A 24,265-nucleotide genomic window follows, 5' to 3' on the forward strand; every position below is an offset into this window, starting at 1 on the left:
CGGGAGCGGCCGGCGGTGCGGAGGTCAGCGGCGGCCATGCCCGCCCGGGCCGCCGTCGAGTCCGTCGGTGCTGATGCGGTTGTTGCCCTGTTCGATCGCGTCGATGTTGCGGTCGCGGGTGTCCTTCATCATCCGGACCTGGCTGACCGTGGCGTCGGTGATGCCCACCAGCGCGTCACGGATGGACATCATGGTGTCCTTGGTGGTCTGCCGTTCCTTCTGCTCCTGCGGCTTGGCCTTCTCCGCGAACTCGCCCTCCGAGCCGGGCCACTTCACCGTGGGCGCCAGAGCGTCGAGGAACTCCTCGGTCATGCTGCTGGTCAGGGAGCCGATCTCCTCCAGCTGCCTGGCCAGGGCCTCGATGCGCTGCGGGTCTACGTAATACCGCTGTCCCATCGTCAGTCCTCCCCCTCTTCGCCGAGCGCGTCCCGCCAGGCGGGGACGGCCCGACCGCCACGTGCCGAGTCCTCGTCGTCCTCGCGCAGCACTTCGGGACCGAAGATGCGTTCCCAGTCCAGCTCGAAGCCCTTCAGCTCCGGCACGTTGCTGCTGGGCTCGGCGAAGGGCGCCATCGCCTTCATCACATGCCGGTTCATCTTCAGGCGCGCCGCGCTCGCCGCCTCCAGGACGCTGGCGGCCAGCTCCTGCGGGGACATGTCGCGGTACTTGTTCTCCAGGAACTCGATCCCGGTCAGCTCACCCTGCGGGCCCGCGGTGGCACGGACCGCGCGGTCGGAGGAGAGCGCCGCGAACGACGCCGTCCGCAGCTCGCGCTCGGTCCGCGCGACCGCCTCCTGGGCAGCCTGAAGTTCGGCCATGGCCTTCTCCAGGCGCTTCTCCAGCGGTTCCGTCACGCCCGCTCCCCCCTTCTCCGTCGAACTCTTCGTACGTCAGGACGACCGTCCGGTACGTCCGGCCCCGGTATCCGGTCCATCAATTGCCCTGCTGATCCTGCCTGGTGGAAGCCCCGCCGCGGAAGCCGGGGCCGAGTGGGATTCGTCTCCGCGCGGTGGTCGCGCCGCAGCCGGTCGGTACTCACCGCCCGATCACGGCCGGAGTGCCGCCCTCCTCGGTGCCCCACACGTCCGCGTCCTCCTCCAGGTAGTCGGCAGACGTGGTGGACCTGCGGCCCTGGTCCGTCTCCTCCTCGGGGGAGTCACCGCCGGTGGTCGCCACCCGGGAGGCCGGGGCCAGGAAGGTGTCGCTGTCCTCCTGGCGGTTCCACGGGCTGCGCCGGCGGCGGTTGCGGCGCTCGCTCTCCTCGGCCGCGTCGACCAGGACGGCGCGCACACGCTCGCCGTTGCCCTTCTCACCGCCCGCGCCCATGCCTCCCATGCCGCCGCCCATCGGCATGCCGGGGCTGCCGGGCGTACCCGGGGCGCCGGGGGCGCCGCCCCCAGCGGCGGGAGCGAGCGGGGTGCCCGCGCCACCGGCGGCACCGTCCGAGAGGGGGGCGGCGCCGGGGCTCGTCTGGCCACCGTCGAGGCCCAGCTCGGAGAACGGCACGTCCCGGCTGGTGATGCGGTCTCCGCCACCGGTCCCGTCGCCGCCCCCGGTCCCGTCGCCGCCGCCCGTCCCGTTGCCACCACCGGCACCGTTGCCGCCGCCGGTGCCGTTCAGGCCGCCCAGATCATTGAGGTCGCCGAGACCGCTGCTGCCGCCGGTCTCATTGCGGCCGCCCGTCTCGTTGAGGCCGCGCAAATTCTCAAGATCGTCGAGAATGTCCGAACTGTCGTAGCCACCATGCGAGTTGAGGTTCTTCAGGTCCACCGTCCCGGTCTTGCCCTGCGGGTCGGTGACAGTGGCGACACCGGTGTCCGGGTCGATGACCTGAGTGGTGCCGTCCGGGAAGGTCGTGGTCAGCCGGCCGTTGTCCAGAACGGTGGTGGAGCCGTCCGGGTTGGTCACCTTCGCCCCGTGGGTGAGATCGGTGGTCACGGTGGATCCGTCCGGGTGGGTGGTGGTGAGCAGCCCGTTGTCCGGGTCGAAGGCGGTCTTGCTGCCGTCCGGGTACGTGGTGGTGAAGGCGTCGTTCACGAGCGCGGTGTGCCCGCCGGTCGGGGTCTCCAGGCCGGACCGGTCGCCGTGGGAATTCCCGAGGTCGCCCAGGTCGCCGGTCGATTCGGTGGGCAGGTCGGAGTTGATGCCACCGAGGTCCCCCAGGTCCCCGAGGCCGTCCCGGCCGTTCAGGTTGCCGAGGTTGCCGAGGTTCTGGGTGGTGGTGGTTCCGTCCGGGGCGGTGGAGATGGCCCGGCCGGTCGTGGGGTCGACGATCTGGGTGGTGCCGTCGGGGAAGGTGGTGGTCAGCCTGCCGTCGTCGCCGAGGGAGGTGACCGACCCGTCCGGGTTGGTCACTCCGGTGCCGTCGCCCAGGTTCTGCCTGGTGACGCTGCCGTCCGGGTGGGTGGTGGTGAGCAGCCCGCTGTCCGGGTCGAAGGCGGTGCTGCTGCCGTCCGGGAAGTCGGTGGTGAGGTTGCCGTCGCCGATCTGGGTGCTGCCTCCGGTCGGGGTCCTGAGGGAGCCGCCGGGGCCGTTGTTCAGGCCGCCGGGACTGCCGAGGTTCCGGATGATCGCGTCGTTGGCCGCGTCGGTGGTGTTCTTCGTGCCGCCCGGTCCGTTGTTGAGCGCGCCGAGGTTGCCGAGGTTCTGGGTGACCGGGGGCGGGACGGCCATGGGCGACTGCTGGTTCTCGCCGCCCGGGTTGTTCACGTCGCCAAGACTGCCGAGCTCCTCGGTGATCGCGTTGTTCACGTCGCCAGGGCCCGGGGTGTTGAGCTTACCGAGGTCGCCGAAACTCTCGGTGACCGGGATGTTCTGGTTCAGCAGCTCGTCGCGGTTGCCGAGGCTCTGCTCGTTGAGCGCGTTGGGGTCGTTGAGCCCGCCGAGGCCCTCCTCCACTGCCTTGCGCTGCTCCTCGGCCTCGCGCTTGGCCTCCTCCTGCTCGCGCCGCTGCTCCTCCCTCAGCTCGTCCTGGTACGCACGGTCCTCATCACGCTGCTGATTCTGCTCGTTCCGCAGCTCATCCTGGAGGCCCTTGGCCTCCTCCTGCTCGCGCCGCTGCTCATCGCGCAACTCGTCCTGGTACTTACGGTCCTCATCACGTTGCTGGTTCTGCTCGTTGCGCAGCTCCTCCTGGTACTTGCGGTCCTCCTCGCGCTGCCGCCCCTGCTCATCGCGCAATTCGTCCTGATACTTGCGGTTCTCCTCGTTCTGCCGGTTGACCTCGTCCTGCTCCGCCTTGAGCTTCTTCTTCTCGTACTCCTCCGAGGCTGTGCTGGTCGACTTCGGCTTGGGCACATTGCCGGAGAAGTCTTCGCCCAGTTCGAGGAAGTGGTTGTTCAGGGCCGACTGCACCTGTGCGGCGGGCTTGCCCAGATACTCGTCGACGCCCTGGGTCCAGATCTTGACCGCCTCATCGCCGACCTTCGCCCAGTTCGCGGTGTCGCTCAGGTCGCCGTACTTGGGGTGCACCTGGGAGAATTCGCCCTGCGGGCTGTGGCTGACGGTCGTGATGTAACGGCTGGTGTAGGACTTGATGTCCGTCTTGGCGACGTTGTTCGCGTCCACCCACTGGGCAAGGTCGTCCAGGACGTAGCGCAGCACCTGGTGCGGGTCGTAGTACGGGGATTTGGCCCAGGCCAGCCACGCCTCCAACAGCTTGTTGGCGGAGTCCTCCAGGTACGTGCGGCCCAGTGACAGGGCGCGCGAGTACACCGTGCCGCCGGTTCCGGTCTTGTCTCCGCCGCCCGCCGTGGAGTTGAAGGTCTCGACATAACTGTCGTAGTTCTCGCGGATCTTCTTCAGCAGGCCGCGGAAGACCTCCGCCGCCTCGCCCTTCCAGCTCGCGTCGTCCCGGGCGAAACGGTCTTCCCAGTCCTTCAGCACGACCGCGTGGTCCTTGAAGAACTTGGCCGCGAAGTCGAAGGACTCCCCGGTGGTGTTGAAGGACTTCAGGTCCACCACGTCGGGACCGGGCACACCGAGGTTGCTGAACCGGGCGTCCTGTGTGTTGCCGCCCAGCAGACCGAGGAGTGCCGCCCGCGGCCCGTTCATGTACTGGGCGAGGGGGACGGTGCTCATCTTGTCCTTGTGGTAATCCGTGAACTCGTTGCCGTCACGGACCTCCGCGTCGTGGACGCTGTCGGAGTTGGGCCCGGCGAAGATGATCTCGTCCCCGGCCTTCACACGGCCCTCGAAAACGATCCGGGCCTGCATGATCGACCGCTTCTTGCCACTGTCGAAGAACCAGATGTCGTAGTCCTCGCCCTTGTTCGTCAGGAAGCCGGAGTCCTTGACGAGCAGGCTGAGGCTGCGCTCCTTGATGTCCATCCGGAAGAGCTTGCCGCCGTGGTCGGACCGGAGCGTGTTGAAGACCGTGTTGCGGTCCGGCACCGGATAGCCGGTGAGGTGGGTGACCAGGGTGCCCCAGGTGTCGGCCGACGGGTTGTTGGCGTTGTCGAACTTGTCGAGGTTGGCGACGGAGTTGGGATCGTACCGATCGGCCACCGGGCGCCCTTTCTGGTCGTTTGCCGTCCGTGCCGGCGCACCGCTTCCTCATGCGGGTGTGCGGCCGGGTGTCTCTCACGTGTGCGTGCCGGGCGGCCGAGGCGCCGGCCGGCCCGCGCGGCGCGGGCTCAGGTGCTGTTCTTGTCCGACCCGCTGCCGCCCGCGGTGAATGAGTCGACCTCGTCGAAGGTCTGGAGCAGCGTCTGCGCGTCGATCGCGTTCAGGTTCTTGTCCTTGGTCTTGTTGGCCTCGTCGATGGTGTCGGTGAGCGCTTCCTTCAGCTCCTTGAAGAGGTCCATCTGGTCGCCCAGCAGCTTGTCGACGGCCACCGCCGCGGTACGGATGCCCTCGATCAGCTTCGGCCCCGAGACCAGGGGCTCGGTGACCATCCGGCCGATGCGCAGGATCTGCTTGTCCTGGGCGAGGTTCTCCGGGGTGGTGTGCCCCTTGATGAGGTGGCCGAGCGGCCGGATGTGCGCCCCGTCGCCGTCCTCGCGGTGCTTCTTCGCGGCGGTGTACACCGGCTGCACCTCGTTGTCCCGGAAGTTCTCCATCTGCTTGAGGTCGAAATGCTTGATGTCGGCCTTCTCACCGGCCATGGGACGTCCTCCTGCCGTTCGGTGCCGGACGGGGTACGGCCCGGCCGGACGAAGGGAGCCCCGGCCGGGCCCAGGACCTCCCGTTCGGATCGGGCCGGGGCACGCGTGTCGCGGCCCGATCCGAACGGAGGACCTCAGCGAGCCCGCACACTGCCCCAGTTGTCGGCGCTCCTGCGCTCGTCGCGCGAGTGGTTGTCGTGGATGCTCTGGACCAGCTCGCCGCTGTCGCCGAGGAGCAGTGCCATGTTCTTGGTGGCCTGGTCCCACTCCGCCTGAACCCCGCGGTACATCTGCTGGTCATCACCCTCCCAGGAGGTCACGAGCGGCTTCAGCTCGTCCTCCAGGTTGTTGAGGGTCGTGATGATCTGCTGGGTCTGGCCCTTCAGCTCCTCGATCGCGTTGCGGACCGTGGAGTACTGCACATCGATGATGCCGTCGGCCATGACGTCTCCTCTCGGGTGGCCGGGCGCCGGGGCCCGGGAAGCTCACGGGTTCCGGCCTCCCCGAAGGGGGCCGGTGTCGCGGGGGTGCCTCAGCGCAGCGCTTCGAAGACGCCCTGGCTGGTCTTGCTGTTGAGCACCTCGGTCAGGTCCTGGTTCTCCTTCGCCAGGCGGTTGGCCGAGGTCACGTTCTCCTCAAGCGCGTCGACCATCTTGCTGATCTGGACGACGACCTTCTGCGCCTCGGAGTTCCAGCTGCGGAAGAGCTTCAGCAGAGCCTGCCCCTCGTCGCCGCCGACGCCCGAACGCGCTGCGATCTCGGCGACGTTGTTCTGGATCTTCTCGACCGCGGCCCGGGCCGACTCCAGGGAGGAGACACCTCCCAAGCCCTTGGCATAGTCCGCTTTCCTCGCGGAACCGTCCGCCATGTCACGCTCCCTTCGTTCAGGCGAGTCTCCTCGCACCGTTGCCCCGCTGAGGCTAAAGAGAACCCACTGTCCGGCGCAACGTATGCGGGGAAGATTTGAGCATAGGTCAGCTCGACAGAATCCTTACATGGCAACGGTGTTGTCCGAAGGTTTCCACGAAATGAACGCGTCCGCCCCGGTCCGCCGGGGCGGCGGGGCACCAACCCTCCGCCGGGCGACGCGATGCGGTCGAGAAACAGGCGGGCGAAGAATGCAAACGGTCGTCGGGGCGGCCCGTTTCCGGTAAAACGTGCCTGGCCGCGCGGGATTCCACGGATACGGCCGTCGAAAAATCTGAGCTTTATCTGAGGTTTCCCGTCGCGCCCGATCCATGCCGAATCGGCACCGCCGGCGCCGGGTTCAGCTCGAAGGTCCACCTCCCCCGCCCATTTCCTTTTCTTCGACAGCCTTATGCGGTGTTTGCCCGGATCAGGGTGCGGAGTCGGCTGCGCCGACTGCGCCAGGAGCTCCCTCCGCGGCCGCATTGTCCGGCGTATCCCCCTCGTCCTTCCCCTTGCCCTTCTGCTCGTCCTTCTCCCCGCTCTGCCCCGGCCGCGCGTCGGTGCCACACCGCGGAGCCGTGACCCTGGGCTCCGCGGCGCCGGAGGCGGCGGCCGGATCCAGGTCCGCGCCGGTCGGAAGGGCCGCGAGCAACGGTGCGGGGACCGAGCTGATGTCTCCGGCCCCGTACCCGAGCGCTGCCAGGGAGTCCTTGGCCGGGACGCGGTACTTCACGCCGTTCTCCGCCACCAGATAGGTGGTCCCCGCGTGCGCGGCCCCGCTCGCGTGCAGGGCCCGGACCAGGGCGCCGCGCCCCGGCCGTACGACCGTGGCGTCCGTCCGGACACAGGCCGGCATCACCGGCTGAGCGGTTCCCTCCGACACCGCGAGGGGGGCGAGCGCGGTCAGCGGTACCAGCACCGACCTGATCCGGGCACCGCCGTTGTCGCCGTCCACCTGCGCGCAGAGCGCGGTGCCGCGCGGCACCGACTGCGGGACCGGCGGCGTCTTCGGCAGCTCCGCGGACCCGGCGGGGCCCGAGCCCGCCGCCCGATGCGCCCGCAGCGCGTCCACGCCGACCGTGCGCACCTCGGGCGACCGCCCCTGGTAGGCGTCCTTCTGGGTGGCCGGGTCGCCCAGCACCAGCGCGGCGCCGAGCCGGGTCAACGGCACCAGGCCGTCCTTCCGCAGCAAGTGGTACGTACTGCCGCCACCGGGCACACTCACCTTGAACAGCTGGCCGATCCGGCCGGCCTCGCCACCGAGCACCGGGCCCTTCCCGCCGCGCCCCGGAACCTCGGGCGGCTTCAGGGCGGGGCCAGGGGCCAGCGCGTCGAGGAAGGCCGCCGAGACCGGCATCGGCCGCTCGGAGCCGTAACCGAGAGCGTTACGGGCGTCGGAGGCGCGGTCCAGCGCCAGCCTGCTGCCCCGCCACACCACGTATTCGGTGCGGTCCGGGCCGCGCACGAGCACCCCGCGGTCACCGCCGACGCCGCGGGAGTCCAGTGGCGCCCCGGCGACCACGGTGGTGGTCCCCGGCTTCTCCACTCCGGCGCCCGTCACGGCACCGGAGGTGCTGGGCACCGCCCCGTCCGGTCCGGTGACGCACATGTGCCAGGCACCGTCGTCGAGCCGGCCGGGTGCGGGAAGGGCGTCCGGTGCGCCGGCGATGCCGGCCGGGGCCCCCACGGGAACGTCGCGCAGGGAGGCGGTCGCGACGTCCACGGTCGCCAGGTCGGAGCCGCCGATCAGCCGTGCCGATGCGTAGTTGCGTACCGGATGCAGTACGCCGTCGGTGCCGGTCCACAGGTAGCGGGCACCGGTGTCGCGGTTGACCACCAGGTGCCTGTCATTGCGCCAGCCGTCGTTGCCGCCGGGGCGCAGCAACCCGTACACGATGGCGCCCGCGCCGATCAGGACGGTCACCAGTACGCCGAAGACCACGCCTCGGGTGGTGCGCCCGAGCGGGCTCTCCGCGGCGTCCGGGTCGGCCGTCAGCAGGCCCGAGCTGAGCCTGCCCATCATGAATCCGTGGGCCTGTACCTGGTCGCGCTTGGACTGCACAGCCTCTCCTCAACTCGATCTCCGGGTAACGGCGTACGGGTGTGCTCAGCCGAACAGGCCGCGCAGCCAGCCGAAGAGACCCACCACCCACAGACTGAGCGGTGGCAGCGCGACGGCGAGGGCGGTGTGCGCCAGCTCCGCCGCCCGGCCCCAGTACGGCAGCACCCGGCGGCCGGGCACCGTCCAGGAGGCGACCACGAGTGCGGCCGCCGCGGCGAGCAGCACCCCGAAGACCACCACGCGCCCGTCCGCGTCACTGTCCACCGCCCAGGCCCGGGCCAGCAGGAGCAGCCCCAGGACCCCGGGCACCGCCAGGGTCAGCCGCTGTCCGATGTGCACCAGGCCCCTGCAGTGCAGGAGCAGCAGCAGGCTCAGCGCGAGCGCGGTCAGCACCTCGGGCAGGTCCGGGTTCTCGGCGAGGACGACCAGGGCGGCCGCGGCGATGGTGCCGGTGGCGGCGAAGAGCGCGGCGACCCAGCGTCCGGCCAGTTCGGTGCGCTCGGCGACCTCGTCGCCGGCGTAGGGGTCGATGCCCTCCTGGAGCTGAGCGGCGGAGGACGGCAACGCGGGCATTCTCATCCCGGCCAGCTTGAAGGCGAACGGTGCCACCACCCCGGCGGCGAGCACGACCACCGTCGCCACCAGCGCCACCGCGGCCGGCACGTCCAGGCCGGTGTACCCCATCAGGGCCCCGGCGATCGCGGCGGCCACCGAGACCATCGCGGTGGCCAGCAGGGCCGGGGCGCCGACGGCGGTGGCGGCGAGCGCGAGGACCGCGCCGCCCGCGCCCGCGGCGCCCGCCGCGAGCAGCCGCGCGCCCGCGACCCGCCCCGCGTCGGGGCCGGACAGGTCGCCGCCGGGCAGCACCCAGCCGACCAGCGCCAGGCACGGGGCGACCAGCAGGCCGAGCGCGGTCGCGGAGAGGCGGTCGCCGGCCGCGCGGCTGGCGGAGCCCGCGCCCGCGAGCAGCAGCAGCCCGGCCACGGCCGCGCAAGCGGCCCGGGAGGCGCCGGAGCCGGTCACCCCCGGCCAGAACACCAGCACGAGGGCGGCCACCACCGTCGCCACCGCGGTGCCCACCAGCAGGCCGCGGGCCGCCCCGGGGTGCCAGGTGTGCAGCCGTCGGCCCACGGTCTCGGCTATCCCGTCCACGAGGTCGTCGAGCCGTGCCTCGGGCAACGCCTCGGTGTGCGGGCGCAGATAGAGCACGGCGCCGTCGGCGAGCCCGGCGCGGGCCAGGGTGGTCTCCTCGTCGAGCGGGGCGTCGCCGAGCCGCTGGAGCACCCAGCCGGCGTGGTCGAGTCCGGCCTCCTCGGCCTCCTCGCCGACATAACGCAGCAATGTGGGCAGCAGATCGGAGACCGGCACGTCGGCAGGCACGGCCAGATCGACACAGACGCTCGGCGCACGTACGGTCAGGCGGCACGATTCGGCCACCGCACTGTCGGTCATCAGCTGAACTCTCGTCTTCCGTGAAGGCTTTGACAGGAGGACTTCCCCCGCGAGAGGGGATGTGCGAACAGTACGGAAAGTCCGCCCGGCCGGGAACCGGGGGGCCTGGGAGGGAAATTACGTCCGCGGCCCGGCGACCACCACTCCCCCGTGGACAGGTCGCGTTCCGTGAATGCACACTACTGCCTACGGCCACCGGGTCGTACGGTGGACCGGACTACAAAATATCCGGTATGCGGTTGGCCATCACGGAAGTTGGCCGTCCCCGCTAACCGCTCGGAATATTCACCCGGCGTTCACCGCGTCACGCGGGTCCCGGAGAATCAGCGCGAAGCGGCCTTTCCCACCACCGGGTGCGCCGGAATTCCGGCGTGGGCCGGAAAGTCAGTGAACCGGAGGTTCTGTTCCTTGAGTGTCGTGCTGTTTCGCCGCCCGGCCCGCCGGCGCGGCCCGGAGATGCCCGAGGGGCAATTGACCCTCCAGGAGCCGCCGGTCCTCGCCGAGACGGTGCCCGACACCTCGGCGATCTGGACCTATTTGCCGATGGCGCTGATGTCGGTGTCGATGATGCTGATGTTCCTGCGGCCCGGCGGCGGGAACAGCGTCTTCATGTACCTGGCGATGGGCGTCATGGCGCTCTCCGCCGCTGCCATGCTGCTGGGGCAGCTGATGCGCCGCTCCAGCGAGCGCAAGCAGCATCTGAAGGGTGAACGCCGCGACTACCTGCGCTACCTGGCGCAGATCCGCAAGCGGGTCCGCACCACCATCACGGAGCAGCAGCGGGCACTCGCCTGGCGCCACCCGGAGCCCGCGGCGCTCCGCTCACTGGCACGCACCTCACGGCTGTGGGAACGCCGCCCCGCCGACGAGGACTTCGGCGAGGTCCGGCTCGCGGTCGGCGAGCAGCAGCTCGCACTCACCCTGGATCCGGTCTCCACCCGCCCGGTGGAGGACCTCGAACCCCTCTGCGCGCACGCCCTGCGCCGCTTCATCCGCGCCTACTCCACCATCCCGGGACAGCCCCTCGGCCTCTATCTGCGCTCCTCGGCCCGGATCCTGCTGCGCCCCGAGGAAACGGCGGGGGACCAGGCCGAGCCGGGCACCCCGCCATCCGGGGCGGGCGGCGAGGACCCCGGTGCCGAAGCGGTACGCGCCCTGGTGCGCGCCGTGCTCGGGCAGCTCGCGGTGTTCCACGCGCCCGAGGAGCTGTGGATCGCCCTCTGCGTCAGCGACGAGCGGCGGCCCGACTGGGAGTGGGTCAAGTGGCTGCCGCACGCGCTGGACCCGTACGAGGAGGACGGCGCCGGCCAGGCCCGCCGGATCACCTCCGACCTCACCGAGCTCGACGACCTGCTCGGCGCCGATTTCGCCGAGCGCCCCGGCTTCGACCCGGACGCCCGGCCCGGCCGCGACGAGCCCTACACGATCGTCGTCCTGGACGGCGTCACCGTACCCGAGGGCCACCGCTGGGAGGGGCACGGCTACCGCAACGCCCTGGCCCTCGACGTATCCGGGGCGCTGCGCTGGCGACCCGGCCGCAACACGCTGCGGCTGACCGTCGGGCCCGATCTGGTGAGCCTGGTGCGCACCGACCGCAGCCGCAAGGAGCGCTCCGTGCCGCTCGGCCGGCCGGACCGGCTCGGCCCGCTCGGCGCGGAGTCACTGGCCCGGCTGCTCACCCCCCGGCGGATGAGCCTGGGCACCGATATCGCGCAGCCGCTGGAGACCGATGTCGAGCTGACCACGCTGCTCGGCATCCCCGACCTGCACCGGCACGACCCGATCGCCCTCTTCGACCGGCACACCGGCTCCGCCCGGCTGCGGGTGCCGATCGCGGTCGGCGTGGACGGCCGCCCGGTGGAACTGGACATCAAGGAGTCCGCGCAGGGCGGCATGGGCCCGCACGGCATGCTCATCGGCGCCACCGGCTCCGGCAAGAGCGAGCTCCTGCGCACCCTCGTCCTCGGCCTCGCCCTGACCAACTCCTCCGAGACCCTCAACTTCATCCTGGTCGACTTCAAGGGCGGCGCCACCTTCCTCGGCCTGGACGAACTCCCGCACACCTCCGCCGTCATCACCAACCTCGCCGACGAAATCGCCCTGGTGGAAAGGATGCAGGACGCCCTGCACGGCGAACTCATCCGCCGCCAGGAGCTGTTGCGCTCCGCCGGTAACTACACCTCGGCCCTGGAGTACGAGCGGGCCCGCGCCGCCGGGGCGGACCTCACCCCGCTGCCCAGCCTGTTCGTGGTGGTCGACGAGTTCAGCGAACTGCTCTCCGCGCACAGGGAGTTCATGGACCTCTTCGTGATGATCGGCCGCCTCGGCCGTTCCCTGGGGGTGCACCTGCTGCTCGCCTCGCAGCGCCTGGACGAGGGCCGTATGCACCAGCTCGAAAGCCATCTGTCGTACCGCATCGGTCTGCGCACCTTCTCCGCCATGGAGAGCCGCGGCGTGCTCGGCGTTCCGGACGCCTACGAGCTGCCGGCCCAGCCCGGCAGCGGCTACCTGAAGTCCGGCGTGGAGTCCCTGACCCGGTTTCGCGCCGCCTACTCCTCCGGCACGTACCGGCGCCGCACCGGCGCGGTGGTGCGGGCCCGGGTGGCCAGCCAGGTGGTGCCGTGGACCAGTGGCTGGGTGGTACCGCGCACCTTGGAGGCCCCTCCCGAGCCGGAGACCGAGGAGGCGGGCGACGAGGAGGTCCTGCTCGACGTGGCCCTCGACCGGCTGCGCGACTCCGGCCCCGCCGCCCACCAGGTGTGGCTGCCGCCGCTGGACGAACCCTCCCCGCTGGACGCCCTGCTGCCCGGCATCGCTCCCGACCCGGCACGCGGCCTCAATGCCGCCGGCTGGTCCGGCACCGGCAGGCTGCGGGTCCCGGTCGGCCTCGTGGACAAGCCCTTCGAGCAGCGCCGCGACCCGCTGGTCGTGGACCTCTCCGGAGCCGGCGGCCACGTCGCCGTCGCGGGCGGTTCACAGAGCGGCAAGTCCACCCTCGCCCGCACACTGATCGCCGCCCTCGCCCTCACCCACACCCCCGCCGAGGTCCAGTTCTACTGCCTCGACTTCGGCGGCGGCGGCCTGTCGCAACTCGCCGCCCTTCCACACGTCGGCGGCGTCGCGGCGCGGCTCAACCCGGAGCGGGTGCACCGGGCCGTCGCCGAGGTGATGACGCTGCTCGCCCACCGCGAACAGTTCTTCGTGGACCACACCCTCGACTCCATGCAGTCCTACCGCCGCCGCAGGGCCGCCGGGGAGTTCCCCGACGAGCCCTTCGGCGACGTGTTCATGGTGGTCGACGGCTGGTCCACGGTCCGCCAGGACTACGACGACCTTATCCCGAAGTTCAACGAACTCGCCGCCCGCGGCCTCAACTACGGCATCCACCTGATCGTCACCACCACCCGCTGGGTGGAGCTGTCCGCCCAGGTCCGTGACCAGGCTGCCACCCGCCTCGAACTGCGGATGGGCGACCCGATGGACTCCGAGATCGACACCCGCAAGGCCCGATCGGTGCCGCGCAGCGGCGGTCGCGGCATCACGGCCGACAGCAAGATGCACTTCCTCGCCGGCCTGCCCCGGCTGGACGGCAGCGGCTCCCTCGACGACCTCGGGGAGGGCGTCGCCCACCTGGTCACCGAGGTCTCCCGGCACTGGCCGGGCGCACCCGCCCCGCAGGTCCGGATGCTGCCGCACCGGCTCCCGCTCGCCGAACTCCCCGCGCCCGAGCCCACCGAGGGCGGCGGTCTGCGCCTTCCGCTCGGTATCGACCAGGACGCCCTGGAGCCGGTCTGGCACGACTTCAGCCGTACCCCGCACCTGATCGTGGTCGGCGACACCGAGAGCGGCAAGACCAACCTGCTGCGCGGCATCACCCAGGGCATCACCACCCGCTACACCCCGGAAGAGGCGAAGATCATCGCGGTGGACTACCGCCGCACCCTGGTGGACGCCATCCCCGAGGAGTACCGCATCGGGCACGTGATCTCCCTGGACAACCTCAACGAAACCATCGAGGGCGCGGCCCGCGCGATGAAGACCCGCGTCCCCGGCGCCGACATCGCCCCCGCCCGCATGCGCCGGTGCGACTGGTGGACCGGCCCGCGGCTCTTCATCCTGGTCGACGACTACGACATGATCTCCGGCAACTCCTTCCAGAGTCCCTTCGAGCCGCTCTTCGAGAATCTGACCCTCGGCTTCGAGATGGGCCTGCACCTGGTCGTCGCCCGCAGCGCGATGGGCGCCGGGCGCGGCCTCGGCGACGGCCTCATCCGCCGCCTCGACGAGGCCAACAACCCCGCCGTCCTGCTCTCCTGCCCGCCCACGGAAGGCCGTCTCTTCGGCAACGCGAAACCCCTCAACCTGCCGCCGGGCCGCGCCCTCCACATCGCTCGCCGTCGGCCGCGGTTGATGCAGACGGCGCTGGCGGAGGAGAGCCAGGGGCAGCAGGACTGAGAGAACGCGAGGACGGAGGGCTGAACCCCTTCCCATTACGGGAAGGGTTCAGCCCTCTCCCGTTACACGCGCTCCCGCCGGACGCCATCCCCGGGCGCGGGCCCGGGAAAGGGCGAAGGTGCCCCAGAGGACGGCGAGGACGGCGGCGGAGCCGAGAAGGACGAAGAGCGTGGCCCTCCCAGTGGCGCGGTCGGCGGCGGAGGTGTCGCGGACGGTCACGGGATCTGCGGCAGACTCGGCGCGGGCGGGCGCGGCGGAGTCGCCGAGAACCGTGGTGACGGCGGCGTAGGCGTCCAGCTGGGGGATGTCCGCGGGGTAGGCGGTGGCGGTCAGACGGCGGATGACGGCGTCGGGCGAGTCGTCGGGGTGGGCGGCGCGGACCACCGCGGCGGCCCCGGCGGCGTAAGCGGTGGCCACCGCGGCACCGCCGCCGAGGTAGTGGCCCTCGCCGCGCGGGCCGCCGGAGACCACCCCGGCACCGGGGGCGGCCAGGTCGATGCCGCGGGTCGGCAGGGAGCCGTCCGGGCGCGCGCCGCCGGGCAGCATGTCGGCGACCGAGAGGACGCCGGGTTCGCCGGCCGGCCAGTAGGTGCGGGACGGGATCTCGTCGGTGGAGCCGCGGGACGGCGGGTCCGGGGTGGCCGCGGCGACCACCACCGCGCCCGCGCGGCGGGCCTCGGCGACCGCACGGGTCAGCGCCGCGTCCCGCCGCGGCAGGGCCACCGCGACCGCGATCACTCCGGCCCGGGCTGCGGTCGCCTCACGCAGCGCCTCCACGACCGGGCCGGGGCTCGCCTGCCCGCGCCGGTCGGTGCCGCGCAGGGCCAGGATCCGCGCGTCCGGGGCGACCCCGGCCAGACGGGGGTTGTCCCCGCCGGTCCCGGCGATCAGCCCGGCCAGGAACGTACCGTGCCCGACACAGTCGTCACCGGCCGTACCGCGGGCGGTGACCCGGCCGCTGAGCCCGGCCGCGCCGGGAGCGACACCGGTGCCGATCAACGCGACGGTCACGCCCGCACCGGTGCTGTGCCCGTGCAGCCGGTCCAGGTCGAGGCGCTGGCGCGACCAGTCCTGCTTCTTCGCCTTCTCGCGGGAGGCGGGGGTGCAGGCCACCTCGTCGGCCCCCGGATCGAGCGCGGAGGGCATACCGGGCAGTTCCTGGCCCTTCTTCCCGTCGGCCGCCGGGACGCCGGGACTCTTCCCGTCAGTCGCCGGGACGCCCGAGAGGGGCGCCGCCTGGGCCGCGACGGCCGCGGGCAGAAGCAGGACGGCGGCGATGCCGGCGCCGGACAGCAGGCGGGCGGCCCCGCGGACGGGCGGCCTCACCGGGGAGCCACCTTCGGTGCCGCGGCCGTGACGTCCCCGGGGAGGAGGACGCGCAGGTCGTCCAAGGTGGGCGCGGCCAGCGAACTGAGCCGTCCCGCTTGGCGGGTGACCATCGACTCGACCACCTGGCGGGCCAGGCGGGCGTTGCCGAAGGAGCGGTCCCGGGGCAGCGCGTCGAAGTACTCCTTGAGCAGCGGGCCGGTGCCGGGTCCGCACTCGTAGCCCATGTTCGCGGCCTGGGCGCGCACGATGGTGACCAGCTCGTCGGAGGAGTAGTCGGCGAAGGTGATCCGGCGCGGGAACCGGGAGGAAAGGCCCGGGTTGGAGGCGAGGAAGCGCTCCATTTCCTCGGTGTAACCGGCGACGATGACGACCACCTCGTCGCGGTGGTCCTCCATGAGCTTCAGGAGGGTGTCCACCGCCTCCTGGCCGAAGTCGGCGCCGCCGCCGCGTGGGGTGAGCGTGTATGCCTCGTCGATGAACAGCACGCCGCCGCGGGCCCGTTCGAAGACCTCGCGGGTGAGCTGGGCGGTGTGGCCGATGTAGCGGCCGACCAGGTCGGCGCGGGCCGCCTCGATCAACTGGCCCCGCTCAAGGACGCCGAGCTGGGTCAGGACCTCGCCGTAGAGGCGGGCGACAGTGGTCTTGCCGGTGCCGGGCGGGCCGGTGAAGACCAGATGACTGCTGAGCGAGGGGACCGGGAGACCGGCCGCGGCACGGTGGCGGGCCGTGGTGATGAGGTTGACCAGATCCGCGACATCGCGCTTCACCTCGGCCAGGCCGATCATGTCGCCGAGGCGGGTCAGCGGGTCGTCGTCCGGTACGGCGGTCCCGGCGGCCGTCGCGGCGGCAGTGGCGACAGCGGTGGCGGAGACGTCGTCCGGCAGCAGCAGTCGCAGATCGCGCTCACCGACCTGCGGCTGTGTGGAGAGCCGGACCGCCTGCCTGTCCACCATCTCCTCGAACACCCCCCGCGCGGCACGGCCGTTGCCGAAGCCGGCGTCCCGCGGCATCGCCTCGAAGTGCGCGGCCAGCGCCGCCGCGGTGCCCTCGCCGAGCTCGTACTGGTGCTGGGCGCACATGCTGTCCATGATCGCGACCAGGTCGGGCACCGAGTAGTTCTCGAATTCCACGGTCCGTGAGAAGCGGGAGGCCAGGCCCGGGTTGGAACCGAGGAAGGAGTCCATCTCGCGGGAGTAGCCGGCCGCGACCACCACCACGTCGTCGCGGTGGTCCTCCATCAGCTTCAGCAGCGTGTCCACGGCCTCCCTGCCGAAGTCGGCGCCGCCGTTGCCACTGTCCGCGGTGAGCGTGTACGCCTCGTCGATGAACAGCACACCGCCGAGGGCCCGTTGAAAGGTCTCGGTGGTCTTGATCGCGGTACCGCCGACAACCTGCGCGACCAGGTCGGCGCGTGAGACCTCCACCAGGTGCCCGCTGCGCAGCGAACCCAGCTCGGCCAGGATCGCGCCGTAGAGGCGAGCGACGGTGGTCTTACCGGTGCCTGGCGGACCGGCGAAGACCAGGTGTCTGCTCATCGGCGGTGCGGTCATGCCGAGTTGTTCGCGGCGCTGGGCGAGCTGGGTCAGGTTGACCAGGGTACGCACCTGTAGTTTGACGTTCTCCAGGCCGATCAGCGCGTTGAGGGCGCCGAGCGGGCCGTCCGCACGGTCCGGCGGGGGCGCGTCCGCGGCGCCGGATCCGGCCGGGTCGGTGTTCTCGGCGCTGCCGGTGCCCCAGGCGTCCCGCTTACCGTTGCCTATGCTGTTCAGCCCCTCCACCGCGAGCCGTTCGCCGTGCGCGGTCTGCACCAGGCCACCGCCCTCGTTCTCCCGGGCGAGGCAGTTGACGAGCGAGACCGGCTCGGTGGACTCCACCCGGAAGCCGTCCTGGGCACCGCCGGTGGCCTCGCAGCCGCTGAGCGAGGCGAGCGCGCCCTCGCGGAGCAGGAAGCCGTGCCCCTTGGCGGCGTGCGCCACGGTGCGGTTGGCGGTCAGCTCGCCGCCCGCGGCGACCACCACGCCCTCCTCGCCCGACATCTCGACGCGGAAGTCGCGGACGGTGACGTTGCCACCGTCCTCCACGACCAGGCCGCTGGTGGCGGCGTCGGAGGCCCCGCCACCAGCCAGGTAGAGGGTGCTGCCGGAGGCCACACGTACGCCCGCGCCCTTCGGCCGGACGATCTCGCAGTCCTCGGCGCGGCCCCGGGCATCCCTGGTCGCCGCGATGCCGTCGCCGGAGGGCTCCACCAGCCGCGCCCGGCGCAGCAGCGGGTTGGCGCCGCCGAGCACCGCGACCGCGGGCGAGCCGCCGATCACCTCCAGGCGGTCCAGTTCCGGCGCCGAATCCTCCTCGATGAGCAGCCCGACCCCATCGCAGTCGCGGACCGTCAGGCCGGTCAGCGCCGGGGAGGCCGCCCCGGCGACGCGCAGCGCCGCGCCCTGCGAGCCGTCCACCCAGCAGTCCTCGAAGGTGCCGCGCGCCCGGTCGGTGACCAGCACGCCGTGGCCGCGGACGCGCGAGACGCGGCAGCGGCGCAGCACCGGGTCGGTGCCTCCGGCCAGCGCGATCCCGTTCCCGGAGGCGCCGGTGACACGGACGTCCTCCAGCGTCGTACGGCCCGCGCTGCTCAGGTGCACGCCGGTGCTGGTGTCGTGCACCACGGTGCGGACCACCGAGACGGCGCAGTTCTGTTCCAGGGCGATGGAGGGCTTGTCGGTGGAGGAGATGTCGCAGTCCTCGACGCTGGCCCGGGTCTCGCCGTTGGCGAGCAGGCCGTTGCCGCGGGCGTCGCGCACCGTGCAGTCACGGATGCGTGCCTCGCCCTGCTCGGCGAGGACCAGGCCACTGGTACCCAGGTGTTCGAACGTGCAGGACTCCACGGTGGTGGGTGCGGCGGAGGTCACCACGATGCCCGCGCCCTGCGGGTTGCTCACCCGGCAGTCCCGCAGCGCGAGGGAACCCGTCCCGCCGGCCAGCATCGCGGTCCAGGCGGCGCCGACGATCTCGCAGCCGTCGAGCGCGGCCTGCCCGCGCCGCACGTCCACGGCGGGCAGCTCGGCGTCGCCGCCGCGCAGGGTCAGCTCGGAGAGCATCACGGCGTCGGCGCGCAACGCGACCACGCTGCCCGAACGCGGCCGGATCTCCACCGTGCCCCGTCCCTCGGCGGCGGTGAGGGTGACCCTGGTGTGGATCACCAGGTTCTCCGCGTACGTCCCGGGCCGGACGCTGATGAGCGCCCCGGTACGGGCAGCGGCGAGCGCCTCACCGATCGTCGAGAAGCGGTCCCCGGGGCCGACCGACAGTACCTGGCGCGACACGCACCAACCTCCTTGCTACGGCGTCGTCTTCAACGAACGCCCCTCTTCGCCGGGGACGCGGGTCGGCGAGCCGACGGTGCCATCATGCCTCGTCCGGGGGCTTACGGGCTCCCGGAGCAGCGCTCCCTGCACAGAGGCGTCCGGGTCAGACGCTCCACTTCTGGTTGTCGAGGCCCGTACAGGGCCACAGGATCAGCGGGGCCCCCTTGTCCCGGTTGTGGTCCTTGATGTCGACGCACTTGCCGACGACGGTGTTGACCAGGTCATGGGCGCCGTTCAGGGCGAACTTCTGGGCGTCGGCGCCGTTGCACCAGGCGATCTGAATGGGGGTGCCGTCGTTGAAGTTCGCGTTGGCCACGTCCAGGCACTTGTCCTGGATGCGGATGGTCCCGTCCGAGGCGAACCTCCACTTCTGCGCGGGGGCGTTGTTGCAGTCCCATACGATCAGCTTCTTGCCGTCCCCGAAGTCGTGGTTCGGTACGTCGACGCAGCGGCCCGAGAGATGGCTGCGGAAGGAGACGGGGTCGCTGAAGGTGACGGCCGGACCGGCCTTCCCGGGCTGGTTCTTCCCGCCGCCGGACTCCTTCCCGCCGCTCTCCCTCTTCGGCTGGTCCTTCGAATCGGCGGCCTTCTTCGGCGCGCCCTTGGCCGTGTCCGGCACCGGGGTGGGCGCGGGCCCCGGCCGCTCCGGCTCCTCGGCCTTGTCCGGCTTGTCGGTGTCCTTCTTGCCGTCGCCCGGGGAACCGGTCTCGGGCGGGGTCACCGCGAACTCCCCCGGCGCCTCCTGCGTACTCCCGTCGAGCACGGTTCCCGCCGCCGCCACCGACGGCTGCCCGGGGCCCTTGTCGTCGTTCCCGGCGAGTACCAGGAACGGCACCGATACGAGCAGTGCCCCTGCGGCCGCCGCCCCGGCCAGCACCGCCTTGCCCGGCCGGCCCACCGGCCCGGCCTGTCGGGGCCGGTCGATCGCGGTCGCGGTCATGGTCCGCACGAACGCGGGCAGCCGGCTCTGGGCGGCGGCAGTGGCACCTGGGTCGGCCTCGGACTCGGGCTCGGACCGGGCGCCGGCGGAGGCCCCGGTCCCGGGCTCGGTGGTCCTGCCCTCTCCGGGTTCCTTCTCGGCCTCTCCGGACTTCTTCTCGGCCTCCGCCGCCGGGGCCCCCGCACCGGCCCTTCCGGCCGCCGACCCGCTCTTCGCCTCCGCCGGCTCGGACTTGGGCTCCGCGAGGGCGGCGGGCTCGGCGGTGTTGGCAGGCGCGGCGCCGGTGGCGGGCTTGGTGCTGGTGGCGGTCTCGGCCGTGTTGGTGGTCGCGGCCGGCTCCTCGCCCTCGGAAGCGGATTCCGCGCGAGCCCTCGGAGAGGCGGGGGGTTGCTGGGACGAACGCGTCACGGGGTCCTCCCTGTGGTGTGGGGCCAGAGTTCATCGGAAGAGCTGTCGGTCCGGTCCGCTGAAGGGGTCGTGGCCGGAGCACCAGCAGGGTCCGCCGTACCGGCGCGGGCGCCGAGAAGGCTGTCCGCCGGGACGAGCAGAGGGGCCGCGGCCCCGGCGTTGACCATCAGCATGGTGCCCGGACCTCTCAGTGAGCGGGCCAGCTCCCGTGCCGACAGCGTGTCATGGTGAAGTGCCGCAGACATGAACTCATGTGCGGGTGAGGTGAACAGCAGGACCACCGGAGCCCCGTCCCGTCCGGTGGCCGTGAGCGGCCCGCCGTCCGGCCCGCGTACCACGGTGATGTCCGCCTCCGCGAGCGCCGCGAGCGCCGCTTCCACCGAGCCGTAGCCGGTGGCGGCCCGTTGTGCCGCCGCGTCCACCGGGTCGGTGGGCTCCGGCCAGCCGAGGACCCGCGCCGAGGGCCGGTACGCCGGGTTGGCGCGGTACTCCCCCACGCTCCCGCTCTCGTCCGACTGCCACTCCCCCAGCACCGCCCACTCGGGCGGCGTCCGCACCTCGGTCCACTCCGGGTCCACCATCCCGATCCAGTGCCCCGGTGCCCGGCGGGCAGCCGCCCTCACGGCCTCGGGTATCCCGGAGGTGTCGGTGGCCGCGGTGTTGCCGGAGACGGGTGACTCGGGGCCGGCGGTGGGGCCGAAGCCATCGGGAAGGGCGAACGGGGCTTCATTCCTGCCCTCTTGCCGTTCTCCGGGCCGCATCTCCACCTGAACTCTTGGGTCTGTACGCATTGGATCGGGGGCCACCAGGATGTCATACGAGCCCCCCGCGTGGGAGCTCGACGAAGATCCAAATCGGGCTCCCTTGCGCCCGGCCACTGCCCGGAACGAGGAACTTTCCGGGAGCAGCGAGGCATGGGAGGACAAAGCGGTGGGGACGTTCGGGGCAGGAGAGCGGCCGTCGTCCCCACGACGGGCTACGTTGGGTACGCCATCGGCCCCTTCGGCATACAGCGCCTTTCGGCCCGGACGTCCGGGCGGGGGCAGGGGCCGGGGTCGTACGGGATACCGCGCAGCTCGGAGGCGTCGGACCGGCCGTCGGCCACCACCGCGCCGGGTCGCGCGGATTCGACCACGAGGGCCGGTCCGACCTCGCCCGTCTCGACGCGGCACGCGCCAACACCCCCGGGTCACCCCGGTGTTCATCCGGCCGGACCACTGCCCATCGACAACCCCGCCACCGAGGAGCAACAACCGCATGTCCCCCCAGCAGCCCACCCCCGGCGCGAACGCGGCGGCAGCCGCCGCCCCTGACGTACAGGAGGCCGGGTCCCCGCCCCCGTCCACCGCACCGGCCGAGGAGGCGCCGGGCCCGGCCGCCGCTCCCGGGGCGGAGCCCGGCACCACCCCGGCCGCGGAGCCCGCCGCCATCCCGGCCGGGAAGGCCGCCGCCACCCCGCCCCCGCCCTCGGCCGCCGCCAGGACCGCCCAGCCGCCCGAGGAAGGCATCGGCGTGGCAGCGGCCGTCGGGACGGTACCGACCACCAGGACCGGCACCGGCGTCAACAGCGGACGCCCCCGCAGGCCGATCCTGGCGGGGGCCGCCGCCGTCGGCGCCGCCTTGATCGCCATACCCCTGCTGCTGACCGGGAGCGCGAACGACGAGGGGCACCACAACACCGCCAAGGGACGGGCGGCGGAGGGTGCCGACACCGTCCTCAACCCGGACTCCGCCCCTGCGGCCCTCGACGACTACGTGGCGCAGAAGCCCAGTTCGTCCCCGAGCAAGGAGAAACCGAAGAAGATCGAGACCCCGAAGGCCACCGTGCCCAAGCCCGTCGTGCCCACGTCGGAGCCGAGGCCGAGCAGTCCGCCCGAGAAGAAGCACACCACCAAGCCCAAGGCGGCCCCGAAGCCGAACTGGACCACCGTGACCGTCTTCGCGCCCAGTGTCCTGGAGGTCAACCAGGCCTGGACCACCAACCGCATCCGCATGGTCATGCAGACCGACGGCAACCTCGTCGTCCTCAACGAGCAGGGCAAGCCCATCTGGGCATCCATGACCTTCGGCGACAACCACCGGGCGATCTTCCAGCCCGACGGCAACCTCGTCATCCACAACGCCGCCGACCGCCCGATCTGGGCCTCCCGGACCCACGACCACGCGGGCGCCCAGCTGATGCTCCGAGCCGACGCCAAGGTGGTCATCATGCACAACGGCGGGGTCATCTGGTCGACGTGACACCGAAAGGCAGCGCGCCGAGTCGTCCTCCTGCGGGTGGCCGCGTTCCCGTGGCTGCCGGAGCAGCGGACCGGCCCGTCCGGCGCCCCCGGAGATAGCCTCCAGCTCCACGTCGGTCCGAGCCAACGCCCGTGCGAGGACGTCATCGGGACCGGGTGGGTCGCCGCACGCCCGGTCGAAACCGACACGTACCTGCGAGGGGCCTCGTGGTCACCGACCCGGTGGACCGCAGGGAGCCCGCTGCCTGGATTCCGAGTGCCGTGCTTCAGAGAAGAGCCGAGGATCAGCGTCACCGCTCCACGTCTCCGGGACCCGCATCCCGCCCCGCAACAACTCAGCAGGCATCGAACCCTGTCCGCGCATCACACTCCGCGCGCGACCGAAGGGCAGCCCACGCCTCGCGGTGTCCTCAGAGAGCCCACCCGGCGAAGGTGGTCCTGCCCGAGCCGGGCATGCTGGATTCCGATCACCCGGGTACGCGATCACTCCATCGCGCGAGGCGCGTGGAGCGCCATGAGCACGTCAGCCCTGCCGCAGCACCTCGTTCAATAGCCCGACGGTCTCGTCCACACCTATATGCGAGTTGTCGATCAGCGAAGCTCCACTGTCTCGCCAGCCACTCATCCGCTCATGGATGATCTCGATCATCCCGGAGGAGAGACGACGACGGCCGCTGCGTGCGCTGTTGCGCTCCTGAAGGGCGTCGAGCGAGGGAATGAGGACGACCAATTGCACCGCGATACAGCCGAGTTCACGCTCCCACCCGGCAAGACTCACGGCCTCCCAGTCAGGGAAGACCGCATCGTCCACCACACAGCTGTAGCCGATCCGCGCGTATTCGTGCACGGCCCGGGCCACACAGCGTCTGGCCACGGCGTACTGACGTTCCGACAGCACGCCCCACCCGTCCTCGGGGTTCGCATAGCCCGACTTCACCCAGTCCCGTACATCGTCGAGAGAGATATGAACGGTGGGGGTCGGCCGACTTCTGGCCCAGGCATCCGCCAGGGTGCTTTTCCCCGCACCGGCAGGCCCAGTGATCATAAGCATGCTGGAGATCTCGTCGACCTCATCGAGTTTCCCGCACTTCACTGTTTTCCTCTTCCTTTCAGGGGATATCGGGTGCCCTTGACCGGGCGCACGGCCACCGCGACCCGCTGCTCCCCCGGCGGAACCGGCCGACTCGTCGTGGCATGCTGCCCCTGTCTACCACCGGATCGATCGGGCAGTTGGTCGGCTACCGTGTTGGCCCATGAACGTGGACGGCTGGTTGGCAGACACTCGGATCTCCTACGACACGGTCGCGGTCAGCTACGCCGACCAGTTGCGTGAGGCCCTGGCAGGGAAGCCGTACCTTCGGGCGGCGCTGGCGCTGTTCGCCGAGATGGTTCACACGGCCGGTGGCGGGCCGGTGGCCGATGTGGGCTGCGGACCGGGACACGTCACCGCCCACCTGCATGAGTCGGGCGTCGACGCGTTCGGTATCGACCTTTCACCCGTGATGATCGACGTGGCTCGGCGTGACCACCCAGACCTGCGGTTCGAGGTGGGCTCGATGACCGATCTCCCCCTCGCCGACGCGTCGGTCACCGGCCTGCTCGCCTTCTGGTCGTTGATCCACGTCCCTGACGAGGCGATCCCCGCGGTCCTCGCCCATTTCCGGCGGGTGATGCGACCTGGCGGACCGCTGCTGCTCGGCTTTCACCTCGGCGACGAGTCGAGACTCAAGACGCAGGGCTACGGCGACCACCCGATGAAGGTCCACGTCCACCGCCGCCGGCCTGCCCGAATGACGGCCTGGCTCAGCGATGCCGGATTCACTGTCGAGGCTCAGCTGCTGACCGACCTCGACGAGAGCTTTCCAGGAGCGGTCCTTTTCGCGCGCCGCCAGTCCTAGTGCTGCTGTTCTGCTGCAGGAGGGCGGTGGTGTCGGAGGCGAACCGCAGCATGATCACAGTCGCATTGAATTCGGCGACCGTACCGCGTCCCGCGGACGGGGCGCCGA

16 protein-coding genes are annotated in these 24,265 nt (G+C 71.6%); 3 read left to right on the forward strand and 13 right to left on the reverse strand.

What is annotated here, in order from left to right; genetic code table 11:
• Window positions 1-24: 24 nt before the first annotated feature.
• The 8 genes from OG413_RS29925 to eccD form a co-directional block, all read right to left on the reverse strand.
• A complete protein-coding gene (locus OG413_RS29925) occupies window positions 25-396 on the reverse strand; it encodes a hypothetical protein (protein ID WP_266811066.1) in 372 nt (123 codons plus the stop codon).
• A 2-nt stretch (window positions 397-398) separates the two neighbouring features.
• A complete protein-coding gene (locus OG413_RS29930; protein WP_266811068.1) occupies window positions 399-854 on the reverse strand; it encodes a YbaB/EbfC family nucleoid-associated protein in 456 nt (151 codons plus the stop codon).
• Window positions 855-1,035: 181 nt separating this feature from the next.
• The gene (locus OG413_RS29935; protein WP_266811070.1) at window positions 1,036-4,506 is read right to left on the reverse strand and encodes an AAWKG family protein; all 3,471 of its coding nucleotides are present in this window, start codon (window positions 4,504-4,506) and stop codon (window positions 1,036-1,038) included.
• A gap of 128 nt (window positions 4,507-4,634) precedes the next feature.
• A complete protein-coding gene (locus tag OG413_RS29940) occupies window positions 4,635-5,105 on the reverse strand; it encodes a type VII secretion system-associated protein (RefSeq protein WP_266811072.1) in 471 nt (156 codons plus the stop codon).
• 134 nt (window positions 5,106-5,239) lie between these two features.
• On the reverse strand, window positions 5,240-5,548 hold the full coding sequence (locus tag OG413_RS29945) for a WXG100 family type VII secretion target (protein WP_266811073.1): 309 nt from the start codon (window positions 5,546-5,548) through the stop codon (window positions 5,240-5,242).
• A gap of 89 nt (window positions 5,549-5,637) precedes the next feature.
• Window positions 5,638-5,973: a hypothetical protein gene (locus OG413_RS29950; protein WP_266811074.1), complete on the reverse strand. Its 336-nt coding sequence runs from the start codon at window positions 5,971-5,973 to the stop codon at window positions 5,638-5,640.
• Between the two features lie 468 nt (window positions 5,974-6,441).
• On the reverse strand, window positions 6,442-8,076 hold the full coding sequence (eccB, locus tag OG413_RS29955; protein ID WP_266811076.1) for a type VII secretion protein EccB: 1,635 nt from the start codon (window positions 8,074-8,076) through the stop codon (window positions 6,442-6,444).
• A gap of 45 nt (window positions 8,077-8,121) precedes the next feature.
• Entirely contained in the window at window positions 8,122-9,528 is a 1,407-nt protein-coding gene (eccD, locus tag OG413_RS29960) for a type VII secretion integral membrane protein EccD (RefSeq protein WP_266811078.1), read from the reverse strand.
• Between the two features lie 408 nt (window positions 9,529-9,936).
• On the opposite strand from eccD, the gene eccCa reads away from it, so the two are divergent.
• Window positions 9,937-13,983: a type VII secretion protein EccCa gene (gene eccCa / locus OG413_RS29965; RefSeq protein ID WP_266811080.1), complete on the forward strand. Its 4,047-nt coding sequence runs from the start codon at window positions 9,937-9,939 to the stop codon at window positions 13,981-13,983.
• A gap of 48 nt (window positions 13,984-14,031) precedes the next feature.
• On the opposite strand, the gene OG413_RS29970 is transcribed toward eccCa, so the two are convergent.
• The 4 genes from OG413_RS29970 to OG413_RS29985 form a co-directional block, all read right to left on the reverse strand.
• On the reverse strand, window positions 14,032-15,309 hold the full coding sequence (locus OG413_RS29970; RefSeq protein WP_266811081.1) for a S8 family serine peptidase: 1,278 nt from the start codon (window positions 15,307-15,309) through the stop codon (window positions 14,032-14,034).
• Window positions 15,306-18,629, reverse strand: a complete 3,324-nt coding sequence (locus OG413_RS29975; RefSeq protein WP_266811083.1) for a right-handed parallel beta-helix repeat-containing protein — start codon at window positions 18,627-18,629, stop codon at window positions 15,306-15,308. The genes OG413_RS29970 and OG413_RS29975 overlap by 4 nt, the downstream gene beginning before the upstream one ends.
• 145 nt (window positions 18,630-18,774) lie before the next feature.
• The gene (locus OG413_RS29980) at window positions 18,775-20,019 is read right to left on the reverse strand and encodes a ricin-type beta-trefoil lectin domain protein (protein ID WP_266811085.1); all 1,245 of its coding nucleotides are present in this window, start codon (window positions 20,017-20,019) and stop codon (window positions 18,775-18,777) included.
• Entirely contained in the window at window positions 20,016-20,780 is a 765-nt protein-coding gene (locus OG413_RS29985; protein ID WP_266813153.1) for a type VII secretion system-associated protein, read from the reverse strand. Before OG413_RS29985 ends, OG413_RS29980 begins: the two co-directional genes overlap by 4 nt.
• A gap of 496 nt (window positions 20,781-21,276) precedes the next feature.
• Here OG413_RS29985 and OG413_RS29990 point away from each other — a divergent pair, with 496 nt between their 5' ends.
• Window positions 21,277-22,260, forward strand: coding sequence for a mannose-binding protein (locus OG413_RS29990; RefSeq protein ID WP_266811086.1), 984 nt, complete (start codon window positions 21,277-21,279; stop codon window positions 22,258-22,260).
• Between the two features lie 522 nt (window positions 22,261-22,782).
• Here OG413_RS29990 and OG413_RS29995 read toward each other — a convergent pair.
• A complete protein-coding gene (locus OG413_RS29995; RefSeq protein WP_266811088.1) occupies window positions 22,783-23,304 on the reverse strand; it encodes an AAA family ATPase in 522 nt (173 codons plus the stop codon).
• 208 nt (window positions 23,305-23,512) lie between these two features.
• Here OG413_RS29995 and OG413_RS30000 point away from each other — a divergent pair, with 208 nt between their 5' ends.
• Window positions 23,513-24,157: a class I SAM-dependent methyltransferase gene (locus OG413_RS30000; RefSeq protein ID WP_266811090.1), complete on the forward strand. Its 645-nt coding sequence runs from the start codon at window positions 23,513-23,515 to the stop codon at window positions 24,155-24,157.
• The last annotated feature ends 108 nt before the right edge of the window (window positions 24,158-24,265 follow it).

The organism is Streptomyces sp. NBC_01433 (assembly GCF_026340105.1).
Lineage (GTDB): Bacteria > Actinomycetota > Actinomycetes > Streptomycetales > Streptomycetaceae > Streptomyces.